General features: G+C 61.9%; 15 protein-coding genes and 1 pseudogene. 3 read left to right on the top strand and 13 right to left on the bottom strand.

Translation table 11 applies throughout. The features are described from left to right. Window positions 1-8: 8 nt before the first annotated feature. The 12 genes from ACFFJ7_RS20820 to ACFFJ7_RS20765 all read right to left on the bottom strand — a co-directional run bounded on the left by ACFFJ7_RS20820 (window position 9) and on the right by ACFFJ7_RS20765 (window position 14,120). A complete protein-coding gene (locus tag ACFFJ7_RS20820; protein ID WP_166956092.1) occupies window positions 9-719 on the bottom strand; it encodes a transcriptional regulator NanR in 711 nt (236 codons plus the stop codon). Window positions 720-877: 158 nt separating this feature from the next. Then, window positions 878-1,729: a phosphogluconate dehydrogenase C-terminal domain-containing protein gene (locus ACFFJ7_RS20815; RefSeq protein ID WP_377594968.1), complete on the bottom strand. Its 852-nt coding sequence runs from the start codon at window positions 1,727-1,729 to the stop codon at window positions 878-880. Window positions 1,730-1,748: 19 nt separating this feature from the next. Next, on the bottom strand, window positions 1,749-3,137 hold the full coding sequence (locus ACFFJ7_RS20810; protein ID WP_377594967.1) for a four-carbon acid sugar kinase family protein: 1,389 nt from the start codon (window positions 3,135-3,137) through the stop codon (window positions 1,749-1,751). Then, window positions 3,134-4,399, bottom strand: coding sequence for a ribulose-bisphosphate carboxylase large subunit family protein (locus ACFFJ7_RS20805; protein ID WP_377594966.1), 1,266 nt, complete (start codon window positions 4,397-4,399; stop codon window positions 3,134-3,136). Before ACFFJ7_RS20805 ends, ACFFJ7_RS20810 begins: the two co-directional genes overlap by 4 nt. Before the next feature lie 550 nt (window positions 4,400-4,949). Next, window positions 4,950-5,945, bottom strand: a complete 996-nt coding sequence (locus tag ACFFJ7_RS20800; protein ID WP_377594965.1) for a TRAP transporter substrate-binding protein — start codon at window positions 5,943-5,945, stop codon at window positions 4,950-4,952. A gap of 302 nt (window positions 5,946-6,247) precedes the next feature. Then, a complete protein-coding gene (locus ACFFJ7_RS20795; RefSeq protein WP_166956075.1) occupies window positions 6,248-7,543 on the bottom strand; it encodes a TRAP transporter large permease in 1,296 nt (431 codons plus the stop codon). Further along, a complete protein-coding gene (locus ACFFJ7_RS20790; RefSeq protein ID WP_246225458.1) occupies window positions 7,540-8,082 on the bottom strand; it encodes a TRAP transporter small permease in 543 nt (180 codons plus the stop codon). Before ACFFJ7_RS20790 ends, ACFFJ7_RS20795 begins: the two co-directional genes overlap by 4 nt. Before the next feature lie 165 nt (window positions 8,083-8,247). Further along, complete coding sequence (locus ACFFJ7_RS20785; protein ID WP_377594964.1) at window positions 8,248-9,183, bottom strand: NAD(P)-dependent oxidoreductase; 936 nt, start codon at window positions 9,181-9,183, stop codon at window positions 8,248-8,250. Window positions 9,184-9,187: 4 nt separating this feature from the next. Next, window positions 9,188-10,273 carry an isocitrate/isopropylmalate dehydrogenase family protein gene (locus tag ACFFJ7_RS20780; protein ID WP_377594963.1) on the bottom strand — a complete coding sequence of 362 codons (1,086 nt, stop codon included), beginning with the start codon at window positions 10,271-10,273 and terminating at the stop codon, window positions 9,188-9,190. Between the two features lie 128 nt (window positions 10,274-10,401). Further along, on the bottom strand, window positions 10,402-11,844 hold the full coding sequence (locus tag ACFFJ7_RS20775; protein WP_377594962.1) for an NAD-dependent succinate-semialdehyde dehydrogenase: 1,443 nt from the start codon (window positions 11,842-11,844) through the stop codon (window positions 10,402-10,404). 45 nt (window positions 11,845-11,889) lie between these two features. Further along, entirely contained in the window at window positions 11,890-13,095 is a 1,206-nt protein-coding gene (locus tag ACFFJ7_RS20770) for an iron-containing alcohol dehydrogenase (protein ID WP_377594961.1), read from the bottom strand. Between the two features lie 20 nt (window positions 13,096-13,115). After that, window positions 13,116-14,120 carry an Ldh family oxidoreductase gene (locus tag ACFFJ7_RS20765; RefSeq protein WP_377594960.1) on the bottom strand — a complete coding sequence of 335 codons (1,005 nt, stop codon included), beginning with the start codon at window positions 14,118-14,120 and terminating at the stop codon, window positions 13,116-13,118. Between the two features lie 174 nt (window positions 14,121-14,294). Between ACFFJ7_RS20765 and ACFFJ7_RS20760 the strand changes: the two genes are divergently transcribed. Both ACFFJ7_RS20760 and ACFFJ7_RS20755 read left to right on the top strand, forming a co-directional pair. Beyond that, window positions 14,295-15,053 carry a GntR family transcriptional regulator gene (locus tag ACFFJ7_RS20760; protein WP_166956056.1) on the top strand — a complete coding sequence of 253 codons (759 nt, stop codon included), beginning with the start codon at window positions 14,295-14,297 and terminating at the stop codon, window positions 15,051-15,053. Between the two features lie 28 nt (window positions 15,054-15,081). Next, window positions 15,082-16,542 (top strand): aldehyde dehydrogenase family protein, encoded by a 1,461-nt coding sequence (locus tag ACFFJ7_RS20755; RefSeq protein WP_166956053.1) that lies wholly within the window; start codon window positions 15,082-15,084, stop codon window positions 16,540-16,542. 558 nt (window positions 16,543-17,100) lie between these two features. Here the strand turns inward: ACFFJ7_RS20755 and ACFFJ7_RS20750 are convergent. Continuing rightward, window positions 17,101-17,238 (bottom strand): annotated as a pseudogene (locus ACFFJ7_RS20750) (IS630 family transposase); the annotation flags it as partial. Window positions 17,239-17,687: 449 nt separating this feature from the next. On the opposite strand from ACFFJ7_RS20750, the gene ACFFJ7_RS20745 reads away from it, so the two are divergent. Then, window positions 17,688-18,263: a DEAD/DEAH box helicase gene (locus tag ACFFJ7_RS20745; protein ID WP_377594986.1), complete on the top strand. Its 576-nt coding sequence runs from the start codon at window positions 17,688-17,690 to the stop codon at window positions 18,261-18,263. Window positions 18,264-18,327: the final 64 nt, after the last annotated feature.

Raw genomic sequence — 18,327 nt, 5'->3', positions numbered from 1 at the left:
GGCCGCCCTCAGCCCGCGTGCATATAGAGAACGCTTGAGCGATCGAGGTGCTGCACCAACGCGGCCTCCGCCTCATCGGGTTCGTGACGCTCGATGTGCCGGAGGATTTGCGCGTGCTCGATCAGCGTGAGATTCTCCTTGCCCTTCCAGCGCAGTATCTCCCTGTGGTACTGCCGCAGCCAGCCCAGCATCGCCTCGCTGACCGCTTCGAAGATCGGATTGCCGGAGATCGCTGCGATCTGCGTATGAAAGCGGATGTCCGCGGCGATGAACGTCTCCGGGGCGTCGACCGCCGTCGCCTGCTGATCGAGCGTGCCGCGCAGCCGGGCAATGTCCTCCGGCGTCGCCCGCAGCGCCGCCTCGCGCACCATGCCGCGTTCAAAGAAGCGACGGGCCTGTTTCAAGTGTTCCAGGCTGTCGGGCGAGGCGGAGAGCAGGAGGTTGGCGGTCAGATCGACCTGCTGGAAGATCGACCTTGCCGTCAGCCGCCGGACGCGGGCCCGCTCGCCGTGGCTGATGGTGATCAGTCCCATATTGGCCAGCGCCTGCATGGCCTCGCGGATGGCGGGACGGCCCACGCCGAAACGGTCCATCAGGTCACGTTCGGAGGGCATGGCATCGCCCGGCGCCAGCTCGCCCCCCGTAATCATCGCTTTCAGGCGGTCGAAGACCTCATGGGAGAGTTTCCTGCGGATGATCGTCTCGGAGGCCTCCGCCATTTTCCCGCTCCCGCCCTCTCCCCCCGTCCGGATGGATGTCCGGCCGCGACTCGTCCTCATGATATATTCAGCATACCACGAATATGACGCATCGCAGTTCCGGCGACGCCTCATCCACCCGCCGTCGACGCGGGACGGAAGCCGCAGCGAGGCTGTCGTCAGGCGGTCTCTGGGGGATTGCAGATCTCCTCCACCGAACGCATCACCGCATCCGGGTCGAAGACCCGCTGCAGCCATCCCTCCCGAAATATCTGGGGACGGGCCTGGTCGATGGCGTAGAGCGCGCCGTCCGAGAAGCGTCCCTCCGGAAGCATCTCGAAGGCGATGGCGAGCTCGATGGTAAGATGGCCGAGCAGGAAATCCGTCGCGGCCTCGCGCGGAACGCCGCGTCGCACCGCTTCGTCCGTAGCCTCCCGCAAGGCGAGGCACAGCGTCGCGCCGACCGTCTCCGCGAGCGCCGGCTCCAGAATGGCGAGCTGCTCGACGGTGCAGCGATGGGCGCGCATCACCGGCTTGTAGATCGTGCGGGCGATCCGCTCGCAGGCGGCGTAGTGCTCCTCCGGCCCCTGCATCAAGGCGCATACGATATGCTGCTTGGCGTGTATGCCACCGAAGAAGTCCTTCTTCGCTTCCTCGGTGACCTCATCATTGAAGATCGGCGGATGGCATGGATGAGTCACAAAATAGGTGACGTCCTCGCGCCTGGGCAACTCGCCGGCATGCGGCGCCGCGGCGTCGAGCATGAGGATCGCGGTGCCCGGCTTCACCTTCTCGATGAAGGTATGGGCGATCTTGCCGATCAGCCGGTCCGGCACCGCCATCAGGACCGCATCGGCATCCGCGACGGCGTTGTCGCCGTCGACGCAATCGAGGCTCGTCTTTGCCTTGAGCCGCGCGCGTCCCTCCTCGGACGGCTCGACATGCAGGACCTCATATTGCGAACCTTGCAGGTTCGTGGCAAGGCGGACGCCCATCTTCCCGCCGGCGCCCAGCAACGCAATCTTTTTCATTGGCCGTGTCTCCCGTTTGTCAGTGGTTTGTGCCGCCGCCCGTCCTGGCGGCGCAGAAGAAATCCGGGGCGCCCATCTGGCCGCCCTTGAACGCTATTTCGAGCTCGTCGTGGGCTCCCTCGGTGTGGGCGCGGCAGAGCGGCGCGCCCGGTGCAAGCGGAGCCAGCGCGGTGACGGCATAGATGCCGAGCATCATCGCGGCATGGCCCGACGTGTCGCCGCCCGCGATGACCACCCGTTTCAGTCCGCCGGCGCGCACCAGCCGGTCCAGCACCGCACCGAGTCCCTCGCCGATGCGTGCATTGACCTCGACCGCCGGCACGCCGCTCGCCTCTATCGCCTGGTGAAGCGCCGCAACGGCCGGATCGTCCGGCCCGGCGGCGGTGAAGACGAGCGGATCGCGCCCTTCTCCCAAGGCGCGAAGCGCCAGGGAGGCGGCTCGCTCCAACTCCCCGCTCCATGCAACCTGCTCCACCGCGCGCGTCGCGTCGAGACGGATGCCCTCGAAGCCCCGGTCGCGCGCGAAGGCAATCTGGCGGGCTGTGATGGGCGAACAGGAGCCCGAGACCGCCGCGATGCGGTCGCGCACACCGGCCGGCCGGCAGTCACCGGGCGGCGCCAGCAGGCCTACCTCGCGCCAGTAGGCGACCAGAGCATATTCGAGGCCCTGCGAACCAACGGCGAAAAGCCGCTCGCCGCGATGTTCCCAGATGAGCCGGCCGGCCTGCGTCAGCGTCGCCTCGTCGAGCACGTCAATGGCGAGGATACGCGCTCCAGCGGCGCGTTCGCGGGCGAGCCGGGCATCCCCTGCACCGTTCTTGAGCGCGACGAAGTCCACGAGGCCGACCGGGATATCCGTCTGCCGCGCAAGATGCAGGCGGACGTCCGCCTCCTCCATGGGCGTGACCGGATGACGCGACATCACGGGATGGCGGTCGAGCCGGTAGCCGACGTCACCGACCATCGCGAAAAGATTGCCAAACGCCTGATAGCGGCCAATCGCCGGCGCACCGATGACAAGCGGATGCCACGCGCCGCCGAGCAGCGGCTCGGCGAGTTCGACAGCCTTGCCGATGGAGCCGACGTGGGGAGCGGAATCGAAGGTCGAGCACACCTTGTAATGGGAGATCGGTGCCTTCAACGCCGCAAGCCGTGCGAACACCTCCGGCAGGTGGGCTTCCATCCACGCGGGCGACTGAGAGCGCGCCACGCCGGCGATGCCGATGGCGCGGACGTGGGGAAAGCGCGCGATCTGCTCCGGTGTCGGCAGACCGAGGAACAGCACGGTCGGGACCCCCGCGAAACCCAGCACTTCCATGACGGCTGAAGCGCCCGTGTAATCGTCGCCGTAGAAGGAAACCAGACACCCCGGAGGCAGCGCCGCAGCGCCGGGCGAGAGCGCCGTCATGCCGGACAACCCTCCAGCGCCCGGGCCAGAGCCGCGTGATCCCGCCCGTATTCGGCGAGCGGGACACCAGCCATCGCCGCCTCCCACGCTTCGCGCAGGCTGGCGACGCCGGCGGCCGGGCCGTCGGGATGGGCCATGATCCCGCCTCCCGCCGCGAAGATGAGATCCGTCGAACCGAGGGCGGCATAGGTGCCGGGCACCTGCCGCGCCGACTGCCCGGACGAGAAGACTGGCATGGCGATGCAGGGCTTGTCCTCGAACATCGAGGTCAGGCATTCGCGCGCCGAGGCGATGACGCTCTCGTCGGGCTCGGAGAACTTGTTGGAGAGGCCGTTGACGTGCAGGTGGTCCGCGCCGGCGAGCCGCCAGATCTTCTGCCAGGCGACGTAGGACCAGCCGAGCATCGGCGCGCGCGACAGGTATCCCCAGCCGTTCCGGTGGGCATGGATTGGCAGCGCGCTGAAGCGGCCGAGCTCGATCATGCCGACGAGGCCGACAGAGTTGAGACTCGCCATGACGCAGGTGCCGCCCTCCCGCAAGACGAGATCGTGGCGTCGGCGCATTTGATCGAGCTCGCCGGTCAGGTTGAAGGCGAACATCACCTTGCGGCCCGTGCGCGCGGCGTGATCGTTGATGACACGCATCACAGCGCGCACGCGCTCGTCGAACGGGCAATACGGACCGTCGGACTGCAGCTCATCGTCCTTAATGAAGTCGATGCCCGCCTCGCACAATTGCCGGACGAGATCGGCCGTTTCCTCCGGACCGAAACCAACGCTCGGCTTGATGATGGTGCCGACGATCGGGCGCCCCTCGACGCCGGCGAGACGACGGGTGCCGGAAACGCCGAACTTCGGCCCGCCATAGGCCTGCGCGAAAGCTGAGGGCAGGCGGATAGAGGTGAGGCGAAGACCGGAAAACTGCTTCAGTTCGAATAGGTTGCCGGCCACAGTGGCCACCAGGTTGGGCAGCGAGGGGCCGATATTCTCAAGGGGCCAGGAAAGCGTGACGCGGGCGCGGCAGATGGCAGGCCGGCCGTCCTGCGGACGCCCCGCACCGGGCAGCGACGGCTCCGCGGCCTCCCCGATCACCTCCAGCGCCTCGATGCGGGCGGCGGAGCGTTCCTTCAGTTCCGGTGTCTCCCCCGGAACTGCAACGAACGTCCCGCTCGACTGCTCGCCGGCCATGGCCTCGGCCGCCACCCGCGGATCATAAGCAGTCTCGATCAGATAGTCGGCTTCAATACGAACAGGAGAGGCCATAGGGTATCCCTATTTTAAGGTGACCTTGCTGCGGGAAAGGCACGACGCAGGCGGATCGCGACAGCGGGCAAGAAGCGTCCCCAACGTTTCCGATCGGTGAGCTGCGGCCGTTCACTTATCTATTGATATACTCATTATACCAGTTATCGGACTGTGACAAGCTCCCGCCCAGCCACTTTCCGCACCGCGGTTCTCAAGAGCCTCTAGGGCGCGTTCCGATCAGATTTCGCTCAAAATAACGAATCTGGAATCTGTCCTGTTTCAACGTAAACAGGACAGATTCTAAGAGGGCAGCCCCAGCGACGCAGCCATCCCGCGTACTCCTGGCCATGTGTCAGGAAAGCCCCCTCCGTTGTTTCCGGCGTCTTGCAACTGCTGGGCGCCGCCGAAAACGACGGCATCAACCGGCCGAGGGCACGGATTCATTCCGGACATCTCTTGTGGTGAGTGGCCGTCGAATCGAAACCGGCGCGATCCGGCTGCGGCCTCGGCAAGCTCGACCCCGGCATGCCTGCGTTAAATCACGGGGCATGCCGGGGTCGACCGGCTGCTATTGGGACGTCCCGGGCAGGCCTACGGCTCGGATGGCATCGATGTTCTCCTGGCCATATTTCTTGGCGAATTCCGCGTATGCGGGCTGGAAGGCAGCCTGGAATTTTTCCTTGTCCACGTTCTCGTTGACCTCCATGCCATCCTTGCGCATCTGTTCGATACCCTTGGCATCCGCTTCTCGCATGTACTCGCGCATGGCCATCGACGCAGCCCGCGCTGCCGCCAGGAAGTTCTCCTTGTCCTCCGACGAGAGATTGTTGAACGCCTTGGGCGACATGATGAACACTGCGGGAGAGAAGAAATGGCCGGTCAGAGACAGGTACTTCTGAACCTGAGACATTTTCGTCGACGCACTGCCGGCGATAGCCTGTTCCTGCCCGTCGATCGCGCCTTGCTGCAGCGCGCCGAAGACTTCGGGGAAGGCCATGGGCGTGGGGTTGGCTCCAACGGTGCGGAATGAAAGAATATGCACCGGGTTCTCCATGGTGCGCACCTTCAGGCCTTTTACATCCTCCGGCGTCACGACCGGACGCCTGCTGTTCGTCAAGTGGCGAAAGCTCTGGTCCGTCCATGCCAGGCCGACCAATCCATGCGACGGGAATTTGGCCAGCAGATCCTGACCGATTTTGCTGTCGAGAACCTGGTGCGCATGCGCGGCATCACGAAACAGGAAGGGGAGATCAAGGATGCCTACCTCCGGAACGAAGTTCGTGACAGGGCCGGTGGAAGTCAGCACGAGGCCAAGCGTTCCAAGTTGGGCGCCCTCCACCATCTCTCTTTCGCCGCCCAGAGCGCCGCTGGGGAACGCTTCAAGGCGATAACGGCCTTCCGTGCGCTTGGCAACTTCGCTGGCAAGCACCGATACCGCGTATCCGTAGTGCGATGTCGCGGGCAATACGTAACCGATCTTGAGCGCCGTTTGCGCGACCGCCTGCCCTGAAAGGCTTGCCATACCGGCAGCCAGCAGAAAGCCTAGCAATTTCCTTCTGTTCATGATTTTCTCCCTTCTCTGCTCTGTTATCTTAGGCGTTATACGAACACTCCCGGTCGCCGACCGGTCGCATGAGGGCTTTGCTCAAGCACCGCACGGACTTGACCGCATCTCATCGCTCCGGTGCCCCATGGCGAGAGATACGAATTGAAGAAGAACGGACAGCGGCTGAGGGGTGTTGCACTCGCCGTCCCCGAACTCGCAAAAAATAAAGGACAAGCTGCAGACGCGCTGTATCTCACCAGCATACAGATTTTATACTTTATTTTTCAACGAATATTTCACAATCTATACTTGATAAACTTTCACCGGATGAAACCCAATAGGTGAGGAAGCCAGGTGCTCAATCCGGGCAAGAATGTCAGAAGCACCAGCACGACGCCATGCGCCCAAAGGAAGGGCATCAGTTCCGATACCAGCGCGGACAGCGGCACCCGCGACACGTTCGACGTAACAAAGAGCAATCCGCCGACCGGAGGGGTGATCATCCCGAGTGTCAGATTGTAGATCACGATCATCGCGAAGTGCACCGGGTCGATACCCAACTTGGCGGCCACTGGCGCAAGGATAGGAACCAAGACCATCACGCCGGGCAAAGGCTCGATGAAGATCCCGAAAATCAACAGGAAGATGTTGACTGTAATCAGGAAGGACCACGGCGAAAGATCCATGCCGATCAGCCAATCGGCCATGAGTTGCGGCAGCCCCTCAATCGTCAGAAGCCATGCGAAGGCGGCGGACAGCGCGATAATGATCAGCACCGACGCCGAGAGCAGCGCCGAGCGCGCCAGGATATCGGGCACCGCTTTCCATTCGAGGGTGCGGTAAACGTATTTGCCGCATAGCAGCGCGTAAAACACCGCGACCACGGAAGCTTCGGTCGGCGTGAACCAGCCGGCCCGCATGCCCCCCAGGATGATCACGGGAAGCATCAAGGCCGGAATGGCCTTCCAGGTATTGGATAGAATTTCCGTCAAGGGCGGAAGTTCAGATTGACCACGATAATTCCGCTTTCGTGATATATACCAGTTTACGGCGCACATTGCAAAAGCAATCAATATACCAGGCACGATGCCGGCGACGAACAATGCGCTGACAGACACCGTTTCATCCTGCAACGCATAGATGATCATGGTGATGGACGGCGGGATGATAGGGCCGACAATGGCCGTGGAAGCGGTCAATGCCGCAGCGTAGGAGCGCTTGTAGCCCGCATTGTCCATCATGCGGATGAGCATCGATCCCGGCCCGGCGGCATCTGCCAGAGCAGAACCCGAGATGCCGGAAAAGAAAGTCAGCGACGCTACGGTGGTGTAGCCCAATCCGCCCCGTTTATGCCCGACGAACTGTCCTGCAAAACGCAACAGCACCTCGGTGAGCGAGCCGCCGCTCATGAGTTCGGCGGCCAGAATGAAGAAGGGAACGGCCATCAGCGGGAAACTGTCGATGCCCGTGAACGTTTCCTTCATAAGAACCAACAGCGGATAGCTGTCGGTCAATAACAGCGCGGCGGCCGTGGCCAGCCCCAGTGCGAATGCCACCGGGACGCCCAGAGCTAGAAACAGGCAAGCCGAACCGACAAGGGCGATCGCAGGGGTCATAGCGATGCACTCGCGGTAGCGTCGAACTGGTCGTCGGCCGCGAACTCGCGTTTTACGACGTAACCACGCAAGACGAAGCCGAAGTGCGCGATCAGCAGGAGGCCCCCGATCGGTATCGCGCTGTAGACCCAGGCAAACGAGATTTGCGTTGCCGCGGTAAGCTGGTAGGCGCTCCGCGTCATGTACTCCCAGCCGACCCAGGTCATCAGAATAAAGAATCCCATCAGCAATGCGGCAACCATGACGCGCACCACGATGGCAAGCTCGCGCGGCAGCGCGTCCTGCAGGTTCTCCACGGCGATATGGCCGCCGGCCCGCAGCACGGGACCGGCGCCGAGGAACGTGAGCCAGACCATCAGGTGGCGTGCAACTTCTTCACTCCACGGAATAGAGAAGTTGCTCAGGTATCGTGAGCATACGTTGGCGAACACGATCAAAGACATGACGGCGAGCAGCACGATCAGAATCCATCGATTCACCGCAACCAGGCCGCGTTCGACGGCGCCCAGGCATGAGGCCATCGAATCGGCGCTTCGCATGCTGCTACACGATAATGAGTTCGGGCCGGGAAGCGGCTCTGTTCGCGGAGTTGGGGCGTTCATCTGATTCCTCCCTGTGTTTCTTTTTTGGTCGGATGGACGGCCGTAAGTCTGGCGCGGACGCGCCGCGACAATCGCGGCAAGTCTCGTCAAGTAACGCGCGCTTCAAAGATCGGCCTTTACAACGCGCATGAGAGGTCGCGCTTGCTGTCGCGCAACTTTCATAAATCCGGCGGCTGCTTCAGACAGGTATGATTGGCTGAAGCCATGCTCGACCAATGCGTCCAGCGCCGACAGGACGCCGGAAGCGATAGCGTCGGCGGCGTGCAGATCGCCCGCCATTTTCACATAATAACCCAGGTCCTTTTGCGCGTTCGAAACTGCGAACTTCTGCCTGGACGGGTCCCCCTCGAGGATGAAGGGAGCAACACGCTCCAGCGCAGCGCCATGCCCCCCGCCCTTCCGCAGAACGTCGACGAAGACCTCCGGAGAGATTCCACCCGTTTGGGCGCACGCCGCGGCCTCGCCCAGCAAGGTGACGAAACCCAGCGACACGAAATTGTGCAGGAGCTTTAGCTTGTGTCCCGAACCGGCCCGGCCGGCATAGAAACGATTTTCCGAAAAGGTTTCCAAAAGGGAGGACATCTCCTCAAAGAGCGACTTGTCCCCGCCGATGAGGAGGTTAAGCCGGCCTTCCGCTGCCTCAAGCGGCGTGCGGGTCATCGGCGCATCGAGAAAACGCCCCCCGGCCGTTTCGATAGCCTCGGCGATCGCCTCCGTGGAACTCGGAATTGCTGTCGAACAATCGATGATGACCGTGCCGGGACGGATGACCTCAAGGACTCCGCCCTGACCATAGAGGACAGCTTCGACCTGCGGCGTGCCGTTGACGCAGAGAATGATGACATCGCTCGCGCGCGCAAGCTCCTGGCGATCAGAGAACCCCGTAGCTCCGAGCGCGTCCAGATTCTCGGTCGGTTGATTGCCCTCGTGACGGAGGTATCCGAGCGGCCAACCCTTCGTCGCGATATTGCTTGCGATGCCGTGGCCCATCAGGCCGACACCGATGATTCCGACATTGCGGTTTTTCATGCTGGCCATCCGTTCAATTCATCGCGCGGCAGATTGCATCTGTCACATCCGAGCAGGTGGCCTTGCCGCCGAGGTCGACGGGAACCGCCCTCTTTTCGGATAGCACAACGCCCACGGCGGCTTCGACGCGATCGGCCGCGTCTTCGAGGGAGGTGTCCTCATGCCTATCCGCCAACCAGCGCAGCATCATGACACCTGAAAGAATTGTCGCGACGGGGCTTGCGAGATTCTGGCCGGCGATATCCGGCGCGGATCCGTGCGCCCCCTGAAACAGCGCGTTCGCATCGCCAATCTCGCCCGAAGGCGAAATGCCCATCCCGCCAGCCGTCGCCGCGCCAAGGTCCGAGATGATGTCGCCGAACATGTTCTCGGCTACGATCACGTCGTAGAAGTCGGGCCGTTTAACCATATGCACGGTAATCGCGTCTGCATAAGCGTAATCGATTTCGACATCCGGAAATCCGGTGTGCACTTCATCGCAAACCGAACGAAAGAAAGCATAGCTCCGAAGGATGTTCGCCTTGTCGCAGACCGTTACACGGCGCTTTCCATCCCGAGGGGCGCCGCGGCGCTTCCGAGAAAGCTCGAAGGCGAATTTGGCCACCCGCTCAGTGCCTTTTCGAGTGATGACCAGGCTGTCGGACGCGAACTCGTTCCTCAGAAGAACGCCCGCGCCACGGCTCGCATAGAGTCCTTCCGTATTCTCGCGGACGATGACGTAGTCGATACCGCCATCCTGAAAGGCTCTCAAGGGCGACAGAACACCAGGCAGCAGTTTCACGGGCCGGACATTTGCGTAGAGATCAAGCTGAAAGCGCAGACGCAAATGAAGATCGTTGCCCACCTCCGTGCCGTCCGGATAGGTCACGCTCGGAAGGCCTGCCGCTCCGTGCAGAATGGCGTCCAGGTCCCGGCAAGCCTTGAAGGTGTCATCAGGAAGCACCTGGCCAGTCTTCATATAGTGCCCTGCGCCGCCCTCAAACATCTGGAAGTCGAGCTTCGCCGCGCCGCACGCCTCGCTCAATACTTTGATGGTAGCCTGGGCAACTTCCGGGCCGATACCGTCCCCCTCAATCGTTGCTATTCGATAATTTGCCATCCAGCATTCCTCCGGACCTGTTGTATTGTGCTGTCCTTACACCAACGCTCCCGTCTCCGACCGGCTGCGTGCGGGCCTTGCTCAAGCACCGCACGGCTTGATCGCCTCCCGGTGAGGCAGGCTCAGTGTTACCATTCAGCCGCGATGTACTTGGCTTCCATGAATTCCAGCATTCCATGGTGAGCGCCCTCGCGCCCGAGGCCGCTCTGCTTGACGCCGCCGAATGGCGCCGCCGGGTCAGAAACCAGTCCGCGGTTCAGCGCTACCATGCCGGCCTCCAGCCGTTCACAAACACGCAGCCCCCGGGCGAGATCGCGGGTATAGACATAGGCGACAAGCCCGTACTCGGTGTCGTTTGCGAGTTCGATCGCCTGCTCTTCCGTGTCGAAAACATAGATGGGCGCAACCGGGCCGAAAATTTCATCCCGCGCAAGCGACGCCTCCGCGGAAACGTCGAGAAGTACAGTCGGGAGGAAGAAATGGCCCTCGCCCTGCCCTCGCGTGCCGCCGCACAACACCTTCGCACCACGCGCAACGGCATCGTCCACCAATTCTGCAACTTTATAGACGGCTGCAGCGTTCACCAGCGGCCCGCAATCCGTATCCGCTTCGGGACCAGGACCGACCTTCATCGCCCCCATGCGCTCGGCCAGCCTGCGCGCAAATTCTTCCGCTATCCCCTGCTGCACATAAAGCCGGTTCGCGGCCGTGCAGGCCTCGCCGCCATTGCGCATTTTCGCGACCATTGCGCCTTCGACGGCTTTGTCCATGTCCGCGTCATCGAAGACGACGAAGGGAGCGTTGCCGCCAAGTTCCATCGAGCAGTGAATAACTTGATCTGCAGCCTTACGAAGCAGGATTCGGCCGACTTCGGTCGAGCCGGTAAAGGAGAGCTTTCTGACCCGCGGATCGTCCAGCATCGCATTCACGACCTCGGAGGTCGTCGATGAAGTAAGAACATTGACGACGCCGTCCGGAACGCCGGCTTCCGACAAAATCCTGGCTACGGCATACGCGGTGAGAGGAGTTTCAGTCGCGGGCTTCAGGACACAGGTGCACCCCGCCGCGAGTGCAGGAGCGATCTTCCGCGTAGCCATTGCCGCGGGAAAATTCCATGGCGTAATCAATAGTGAAACGCCGATAGGCTGATACTGTACCAGGATACGATTGGCGCCGGACGGCGCGACAGACAAATCGCCATTGACCCGAACGGCCTCTTCCGCGAACCACCGGAAAAACTCCGCTGCATAGGCCACCTCGCCGCGCGCATCCTTCAACGCCTTGCCATTCTCCAGAGAGATCAAACGGGCGAGCGGCTCGGCATCGCGGATCATCAATTCAAAACACTTACGCAGGATTTCCGAACGCTGCCGGGCAGGCGTCGCGGACCAGGCGCGAGCGGCACCAGCAGCGGCATCGACAGCCGCGATAGCATCAGCTGCGCTGGCATTCGCGACGGTATCGATTACAGAACCGTCGGATGGGTTCATGACTGCAATCCGATCCGGGCGGCTCCCGTCTCGCCATGTGCCGCCGATAAAGAGATCCGTTGGATAGATGTTCTTGCTCATTGATTCCTCAGTGAACCTTGTTCCCGTTATAGTTGTTCACGCGCCTTACAAGGCGCGCATCAAGATTTGTTTGATGCTCTCAGGATCGACTGCCGCCGGATTATTCTCGACCAGGCGCGCGGCATTCATCGAAAGCACTGACAAGGAATCGAGATCATCCTCGGTGAGAGCGATGTTCCGCAGGCTCGCAGGTATACCGATATCGCCGAAGAGCTTACGCACCGCCGCGATCGCAGCCCGCCCGGCCTCTTCATCGGGTTGATCCGCGCTTGCCGCGCCAATAACCCTGCCGACCTCCGCATAGGATGCCGAGGCGGCTTGCATGTTAAAGTCCATCGTGTAGGGCAGCAGGATACCCACACCCAGTCCATGAGCCGTGTGGGTCTGGGCGCCCACGGGATATTGTATGGCGTGGGCAATCGCCGTGCCGCCGCTTCCGAAGGCCAGGCCGGCATAGGTCGCCCCCAGCATCACGGCGGAACGCGCCTCGATGTCTCCGCCATCGGCCACCGCCCTCCGCAGGCTTTCGAAGATCAGCTTGATGGCCAACAACGCATAGTGATCGCTCAATGTATTCTTGCCGACGAAGACCCGCTCCATGGCCATGCGGGGGTCCGGTGGCCGCGATACGGCGGCGAATGCCTCGACAGCGTGCGCAAGGGCGTCCGCGCCTGAAATCGCCGTGAGACCCGGCGGGCAGGTGACGGTCAACTCCGGATCGCAAATGGCGGTATGGGGAATGAGCGCCGGACTTGAAATGCCGACTTTCATCGTTCGCTCGGGATCTGCCAGGACCGCGACCGGCGTGACTTCGGAACCCGTTCCCGATGTGGTTGGCACCGCAATCAGCGGCCGGACAGGGCCCGGGACCTTGAACTCGCCGTAGTATTGTGAAAGCGGCCCCTCGTAGGACAGCAGCAGGCTTACCAGCTTGGCCAGGTCCAGACAACTTCCGCCGCCAAGACCGACGATCACGTCCGGATCAAAGGAGCGGTATTCAGCGACGCAATCCAGTATGCCGGCGAGGGGCAATTCCGGCTCGGTCGCATCGAAAACGGTTGCCTCAAGCCCGTTGTGAACCGTTATGTCCTCAAGAATCTCTTGCAGAATCGGGAGCCGGGCCAGTCGCTCGTCGGTGCAGATCAGCACCTTACGGCCCAGATCCCTGGCTGCGCGCCCAATTGCCCGACGCTGGCCGGGGCCGAAGAAAAGACGAGCCGGCGCTCGCGTGACACCATAATCAAGCCGCATCGAAAATCCCCCTGTCCGTGTCATGCCGGCCGCCATTCCGCCAGTGCTTGGATCTGCTTCCAGACTTCATCAGCCAAGGGAACGTCCTGACTGCTCCGCTGCGCGCGGGTTCGCGCCGCCCGATCACCGGGTATGCGGACCGGCGCATCCGCGACGGAAGGCTCGGAACCGCGAATTTCCTCCATGAAGCGGGTGACGACTGCCGCCATGCCGCCCGCCGGTTCGAGCACGATGAAAACATCGCCTTTATTGCAAGGATAGCGCGCGTCGAGCGTTCCCCTGACCTCAGTTCCGATTGCGGAACCCGTCAGACTGGCAACCAGGAGTTCGAAAGCCAGACCGAGCGCGTAGCCCTTCGCGCCGCCGAAAGGCGCGATCGCGCCATCCTTGGCCGCCACGGCGTCTGTCGTCGGATTCCCGTCTTGATCGAGAGCCCAGCCGGACGGAATAGGAATGCCCCGGTTCGCATGGTCGTGGATCTTGCCCATGGAAACGAGGCTGGTGGCCATATCGAACACGAAAGGATGCGGCTCGGCCGGCACGCCGATGGCGATCGGATTGGTGCCGAGCATCGCCCGGCGGCCGCCCCAGGGGTGAACGAGCGCCTCGCTGATCGTCAGGGCGATGAGAATTTGCCCGTGGCTGGCCACGCGCTCCGCGTACCAGGCGAGCATTCCCAGATGATCGCAATTCCGAATGGCCGCGGCGGAAACCCCGGTTTCAGCGGCCCGACCGCAAATTACATCCAGCGCGGCCATCGCGACCACCGGACCGAGACCGTGATCTCCGTCGACGTCCAATAGCGCATTCCCGCGCCACGATTGAATGCCCTCGCTCGCCGGATTGCTCGCCCCGCTCAGGATGCGATCGATCACCCTCGGCAACCTGAGAAGGCCGTGCGACGCGGTTCCTCGCAACTCGGCCTCTAGGAGAAGCGAAACTTGCGTCTCGGCGTGCCGATCCGACACACCCACTGCCTTTAGTGCGCGCAATGCGGCGGATCTTATCTCTTCAACACTGGGCATCTCGGCTCTTCGCTCGTTCGAAGGGAACAGGTGGGGGGCCGCCCCTGATCCCGATCCACCCCTGAAGCTCGTGGCTGGCGAAACGGGATCTTTACATCGTGGATTCGATACGATATCGGATTCGATACACGATCAAATTCACTTCCGCAACTCCAAAAGGGGACGGGAAAGCCGATGCAGCGACAGGACACCTCGCCACAGGAGCCGCGGGAAGAAAGGCTCGCCCTCAACCTGGCGCAGCGCCATTCCATTGGCGACGACGTCTACGAGCAGCTCGTTTCAGACCTTATCGCACTCCGAATCCCGCCAGGGGAACGCATGTCGGTTGACGCTTTGGCGCGGCAATTCGGCGTCTCGCAGACGCCGGTCCGCTCCGCTCTCATTCGCCTCGAATCGGAAGGGCTGGTGGTCAAGAAATTCAACTCGGGCTACAGTGCGGCTCCATTGCCTTCGAGCTCACGCTATCGCGACGTGTATCTCGTCCGTTTCCTGATCGAGCCCGAGGCGGCTTATCTGGCTACGAAGCGAATGACGGCGGAAGGCCACGCGAGGCTTCGGGAACTCAGCGAGAACATGTCCAAGCTGGTCGAGGGCGATACACAGGCCAATTATGGCCGCTTCGCCCTTCTGGACGGCGAATTCCATGCGCTGATCGCGCGCCTGTCTGAAAACGAGGTCATCATGGAGACGCTTGAACGTCTCTACGCTCACATGAACTTGTTCCGTCTTCGCTATCACTCCGCAGTCGCTGTTGAAGCGGTCAAGGAACACCTTCAGCTTATGCAGGCCATCGAGCAAGGCGACGCCGACGCCGCGCGCGCCGCAATGGCGGCGCACATCACTTCGTCTCGCGAACGAATGGAGCCATTCTACAAGATCCTTGATCAACAAACACGCACGAACCGCTCGACAACTCCTTTTCAGGCGCAATGAGCGAAGCGGCATCCTGGGAGAAATGCTCATGAAGTTACAAGATGTTCTGTGGTTCGATCCGAGCCATATCTTCATCAATGGCGCCTGGCGCAAACCGGATGGAGCCCGCACTATCGATGTCGAGAACCCTTCCACCGGCGACGTGATCGGTGTGATCGGGCATGGCACGGCAGACGATGTCGACGCCGCGGTCGGGGCCGCCCATGCAGCCCTGGAAGGCCCATGGGGAAAGCTGACGGCCACCGAACGCGGCCGCATTCTGATGAAGATGTCCGCGCTTGTCCTGGAGCGGGCGGACGAGCTGGCGATGATAGAAGCGCTCGATGTCGGCAAGCCGCTACACCAATCGCGCAATGATTCGATTGCCCTGGCCCGTTATCTGGAATTCTATGGCGGCGCGGCTGACAAGCTGCTGGGCACGACGATCCCCTATCATGACGGGTTCACCGTATACACGTTGCGGGAGCCGCACGGCGTCTGCGGAATCATCATTCCGTGGAATTATCCCATGCAGATCCTCGGCCGCGCCGTAGGCGCGGCGCTGGCGGCCGGGAACGCCTGCGTGCTGAAGCCTGCCGAGGACGCATCCCTGTCGTCTCTCGCATTCGCGGCAATCGCGGCGGAGGCCGGCCTCCCGGCCGGGGCGCTCAACGTCGTGACCGGTCTGGGAGCGGATGTAGGGGCCGCGCTCTCGGGCCACCCCGGAGTGCATCATGTATCGTTCACAGGGTCTGTCGGCACGGGAGAGCGCATCCAGACGGCGGCGGCCCGGAACGTGATTCCCGTGACGCTGGAACTGGGCGGCAAGTCCCCCCACATCGTATTCGACGACTGCGACCTTGAGAAAGCCATGCCGACGCTCGTCGGCGCCTGCATGCAGAACGCGGGTCAGACGTGCTCGGCCGCATCGCGGGTTCTGGTTCAGCGTGGCATCTACGAGGAAGTCAAGCGGAGAATGTCCGAGATATATCGCGGGCTGGAGGCCGGTCCCGCCGTGGGAAGCCACGCTCTTGGACCGCTGGTTTCGCGCAAGCAGAAAGAAATTGTCAGCTCGTACATCGCCATTGGCCGAAAAGAACTGACAGTTGCCGCCGAGGGAAAGATCAGGGAGGATGCCGCTAAAGCCGGAAACTTCGTGCCTCCCGTCTTGTTTGCCGACGTTCCTCCCGATCATAAGCTTGCGCAGGAAGAGATCTTCGGCCCTGTACAAGTACTGATCCCCTTCGAGGACGAGGCAGAGGCGCTGAAGATAGCGAATGGTACCGCTTACGGCCTTGTTGCGGGCGTTTGGACGCGAGATGGCGGGCGCCAGATGCGTCTGGCTCGCAAACTGGAAGTCGGTCAGGTCTTCATCAACAACTATGGCGCGGGCGGCGGCATAGAGTTGCCGTTCGGGGGTGTTGGAAAATCGGGTCACGGCCGCGAAAAGGGCTTCGAAGCTTTAAACGGCTTCACCCGCATCAAGACCGTCGCCGCCTCGCACGGTTGATACCAAATACTCCCGGTATCCTACCAATCGCGTGTGGGCTTTGCTCAAGCGCCGCACGGGTTCAACCGTATCTCAATGAATTTATCTCATTGGGATACGGTCCCGCCATCCTCGCATTCTGGTACAGCATCGCGCCTGCCGGAACGATGCCTTTGCAGGTGGAGACCGATGTTCCCCGCCGAGCCGTCTTCGTGATGGCACAGGAACGGGTGCAGCTCAGCCTTACTAAGCACCGAGGAGACCTGCGCGCGGGTACGCCCGATTTATGACGCGGTGCCTGATCGGGACGAGCACTGCCGCTACAGCGCACAATCGCAAGGTTCCACGTCACCGCGCCGTCGCGTGGGGATGTCCGGAAGGTGCGCCCCCGCCCTTCTTGCCTCGGGAATGAGGCGCGGCGACCGTGAGAATCGCCTCTCAGGCGGCTGATCATAGGTGGAACATTTTACGACCATTTGTTCCGCGCTGTGTGCCGTGCCTGTGCCACGGAGGAATTTGTCGGAACTGGTTCTGGGCGCCGAAGATTTTGGAACGCGTTGGTTCTAAATCGTTTCGTTTTTACGTTGATACATATCCGGCGTATTTTGTGAAGTTCCAACACTCCATTGGTGTGAAGAGGTCGCAGATATCGCCGAGCGCGTCGCTCAATTGGTCGAATGTCCTCGCCCCTGTTCGTCGGAGGTGTGCTTTCAGCTTGTCGCGCAGCCGATCACCAGTTCACACCCTAAATATGAGCTCCGCGTTTGGCGCGAGGTGAATGCTAACTTCGCGGCGCTGCGCGGTGAACTGATCGCTTACGCACAGGAAGCCCTTGATGATGCCCGCGCCCGCATCCGCCAGGGGTTCGAAGACAATCTTTCGCCCTTTTCGGATCTCGTCGACGACCCCGCCGCTCACTACCCTGGGATGCTCAACCGTATCGCGCTACAGGGCTATCTCAGGGAGACACTGGCGGGCTTGGCAGTCGAGCATTTCGGTGCGGTCGGCAAGACAGACTGGCAGGTCCCCGCCTTTCTGTTTCGCTTCCACGATCAAGAATTTCAGCACCTCGATCTCATCAATGAACGCATGCTGACGGGGGAGGCGCCTGATCCCGATGCCGAGAGTGAGAAACGTCCGGGGCGGACGGGAGACGACGCGCTGGCATTCATGCGGTTAAGCGGGCTGCCGAAGTACTCGAATGGATTTCGCTGCTGGCTCGGTTTTGCGCAGGTGCGGCTCATCGCTTCTACGGCGGTACCGATTGGGGACCGACTAACGCCTGGATTCAAGTTAATCAGCCAACCGTCGTGATCTGCACTTTCGAGAAGGCCGACGCACTCCTGCGTTATCTGGGGACGCTGTTCCTCGACCGCGTACGTCTCGTCGTCATCGACGAAACGCATATGGTGGAACAGGAGCCAAACCGGGCGGATTCGGTCACCGACGGCACCTCCCGCGCATTGAGGCTTGAACAGCCCGGCGCTCGCTTGCTGCGAGCACAAGACGAAAAGAATTTCCGCATCATCGCACTCTCAGCGGTCGCGGCCAAGGCGGCACCGGCAATCGCGTCCTGGCTCTCGAGCGACGAAGATGGCGATCCAATCAGCTCGACCTATCGCAGCACACGGCAAATGCTCGGCAGGCCTGAGATTACGCGCAGTGGCCATTTCGACATCCGTTATGACCTGATGGACGGGCGGACGCTCGAGTTCGAGGACGAACGCACGGACGACCGTTGACCTGCCCCCCGGAAGTTCCCTCGCTGTGATGTAGAGTCTGCCCAATCTGAAAAGGAGCAGACGA

Source organism: Pseudochelatococcus lubricantis, assembly GCF_042432495.1.
Classification (GTDB): Bacteria; Pseudomonadota; Alphaproteobacteria; order Rhizobiales; family Beijerinckiaceae; genus Pseudochelatococcus; species Pseudochelatococcus lubricantis.
This window is presented reverse-complemented; position numbering and strand designations above follow the sequence as displayed.

Bases quoted from the DNA above. Each gene is read 5' to 3' on its own strand.
- ACFFJ7_RS20800 (WP_377594965.1), bottom strand. From the start codon at position 5,945: ATGAACAGAAGGAAATTGCTAGGCTTTCTGCTGGCTGCCGGTATGGCA.
- ACFFJ7_RS20780 (WP_377594963.1), bottom strand. From the start codon at position 10,273: ATGGCAAATTATCGAATAGCAACGATTGAGGGGGACGGTATCGGCCCG.
- ACFFJ7_RS20815 (WP_377594968.1), bottom strand. From the start codon at position 1,729: ATGAAAAAGATTGCGTTGCTGGGCGCCGGCGGGAAGATGGGCGTCCGC.
- ACFFJ7_RS20760 (WP_166956056.1), top strand. From the start codon at position 14,295: ATGCAGCGACAGGACACCTCGCCACAGGAGCCGCGGGAAGAAAGGCTC.
- ACFFJ7_RS20770 (WP_377594961.1), bottom strand. From the start codon at position 13,095: ATGCGGCTTGATTATGGTGTCACGCGAGCGCCGGCTCGTCTTTTCTTC.
- ACFFJ7_RS20765 (WP_377594960.1), bottom strand. From the start codon at position 14,120: ATGCCCAGTGTTGAAGAGATAAGATCCGCCGCATTGCGCGCACTAAAG.
- ACFFJ7_RS20820 (WP_166956092.1), bottom strand. From the start codon at position 719: ATGGCGGAGGCCTCCGAGACGATCATCCGCAGGAAACTCTCCCATGAG.
- ACFFJ7_RS20755 (WP_166956053.1), top strand. From the start codon at position 15,082: ATGAAGTTACAAGATGTTCTGTGGTTCGATCCGAGCCATATCTTCATC.
- ACFFJ7_RS20805 (WP_377594966.1), bottom strand. From the start codon at position 4,399: ATGGCCTCTCCTGTTCGTATTGAAGCCGACTATCTGATCGAGACTGCT.
- ACFFJ7_RS20790 (WP_246225458.1), bottom strand. From the start codon at position 8,082: ATGCGAAGCGCCGATTCGATGGCCTCATGCCTGGGCGCCGTCGAACGC.
- ACFFJ7_RS20795 (WP_166956075.1), bottom strand. From the start codon at position 7,543: ATGACCCCTGCGATCGCCCTTGTCGGTTCGGCTTGCCTGTTTCTAGCT.
- ACFFJ7_RS20810 (WP_377594967.1), bottom strand. From the start codon at position 3,137: ATGACGGCGCTCTCGCCCGGCGCTGCGGCGCTGCCTCCGGGGTGTCTG.
- ACFFJ7_RS20775 (WP_377594962.1), bottom strand. From the start codon at position 11,844: ATGAGCAAGAACATCTATCCAACGGATCTCTTTATCGGCGGCACATGG.
- ACFFJ7_RS20785 (WP_377594964.1), bottom strand. From the start codon at position 9,183: ATGGCCAGCATGAAAAACCGCAATGTCGGAATCATCGGTGTCGGCCTG.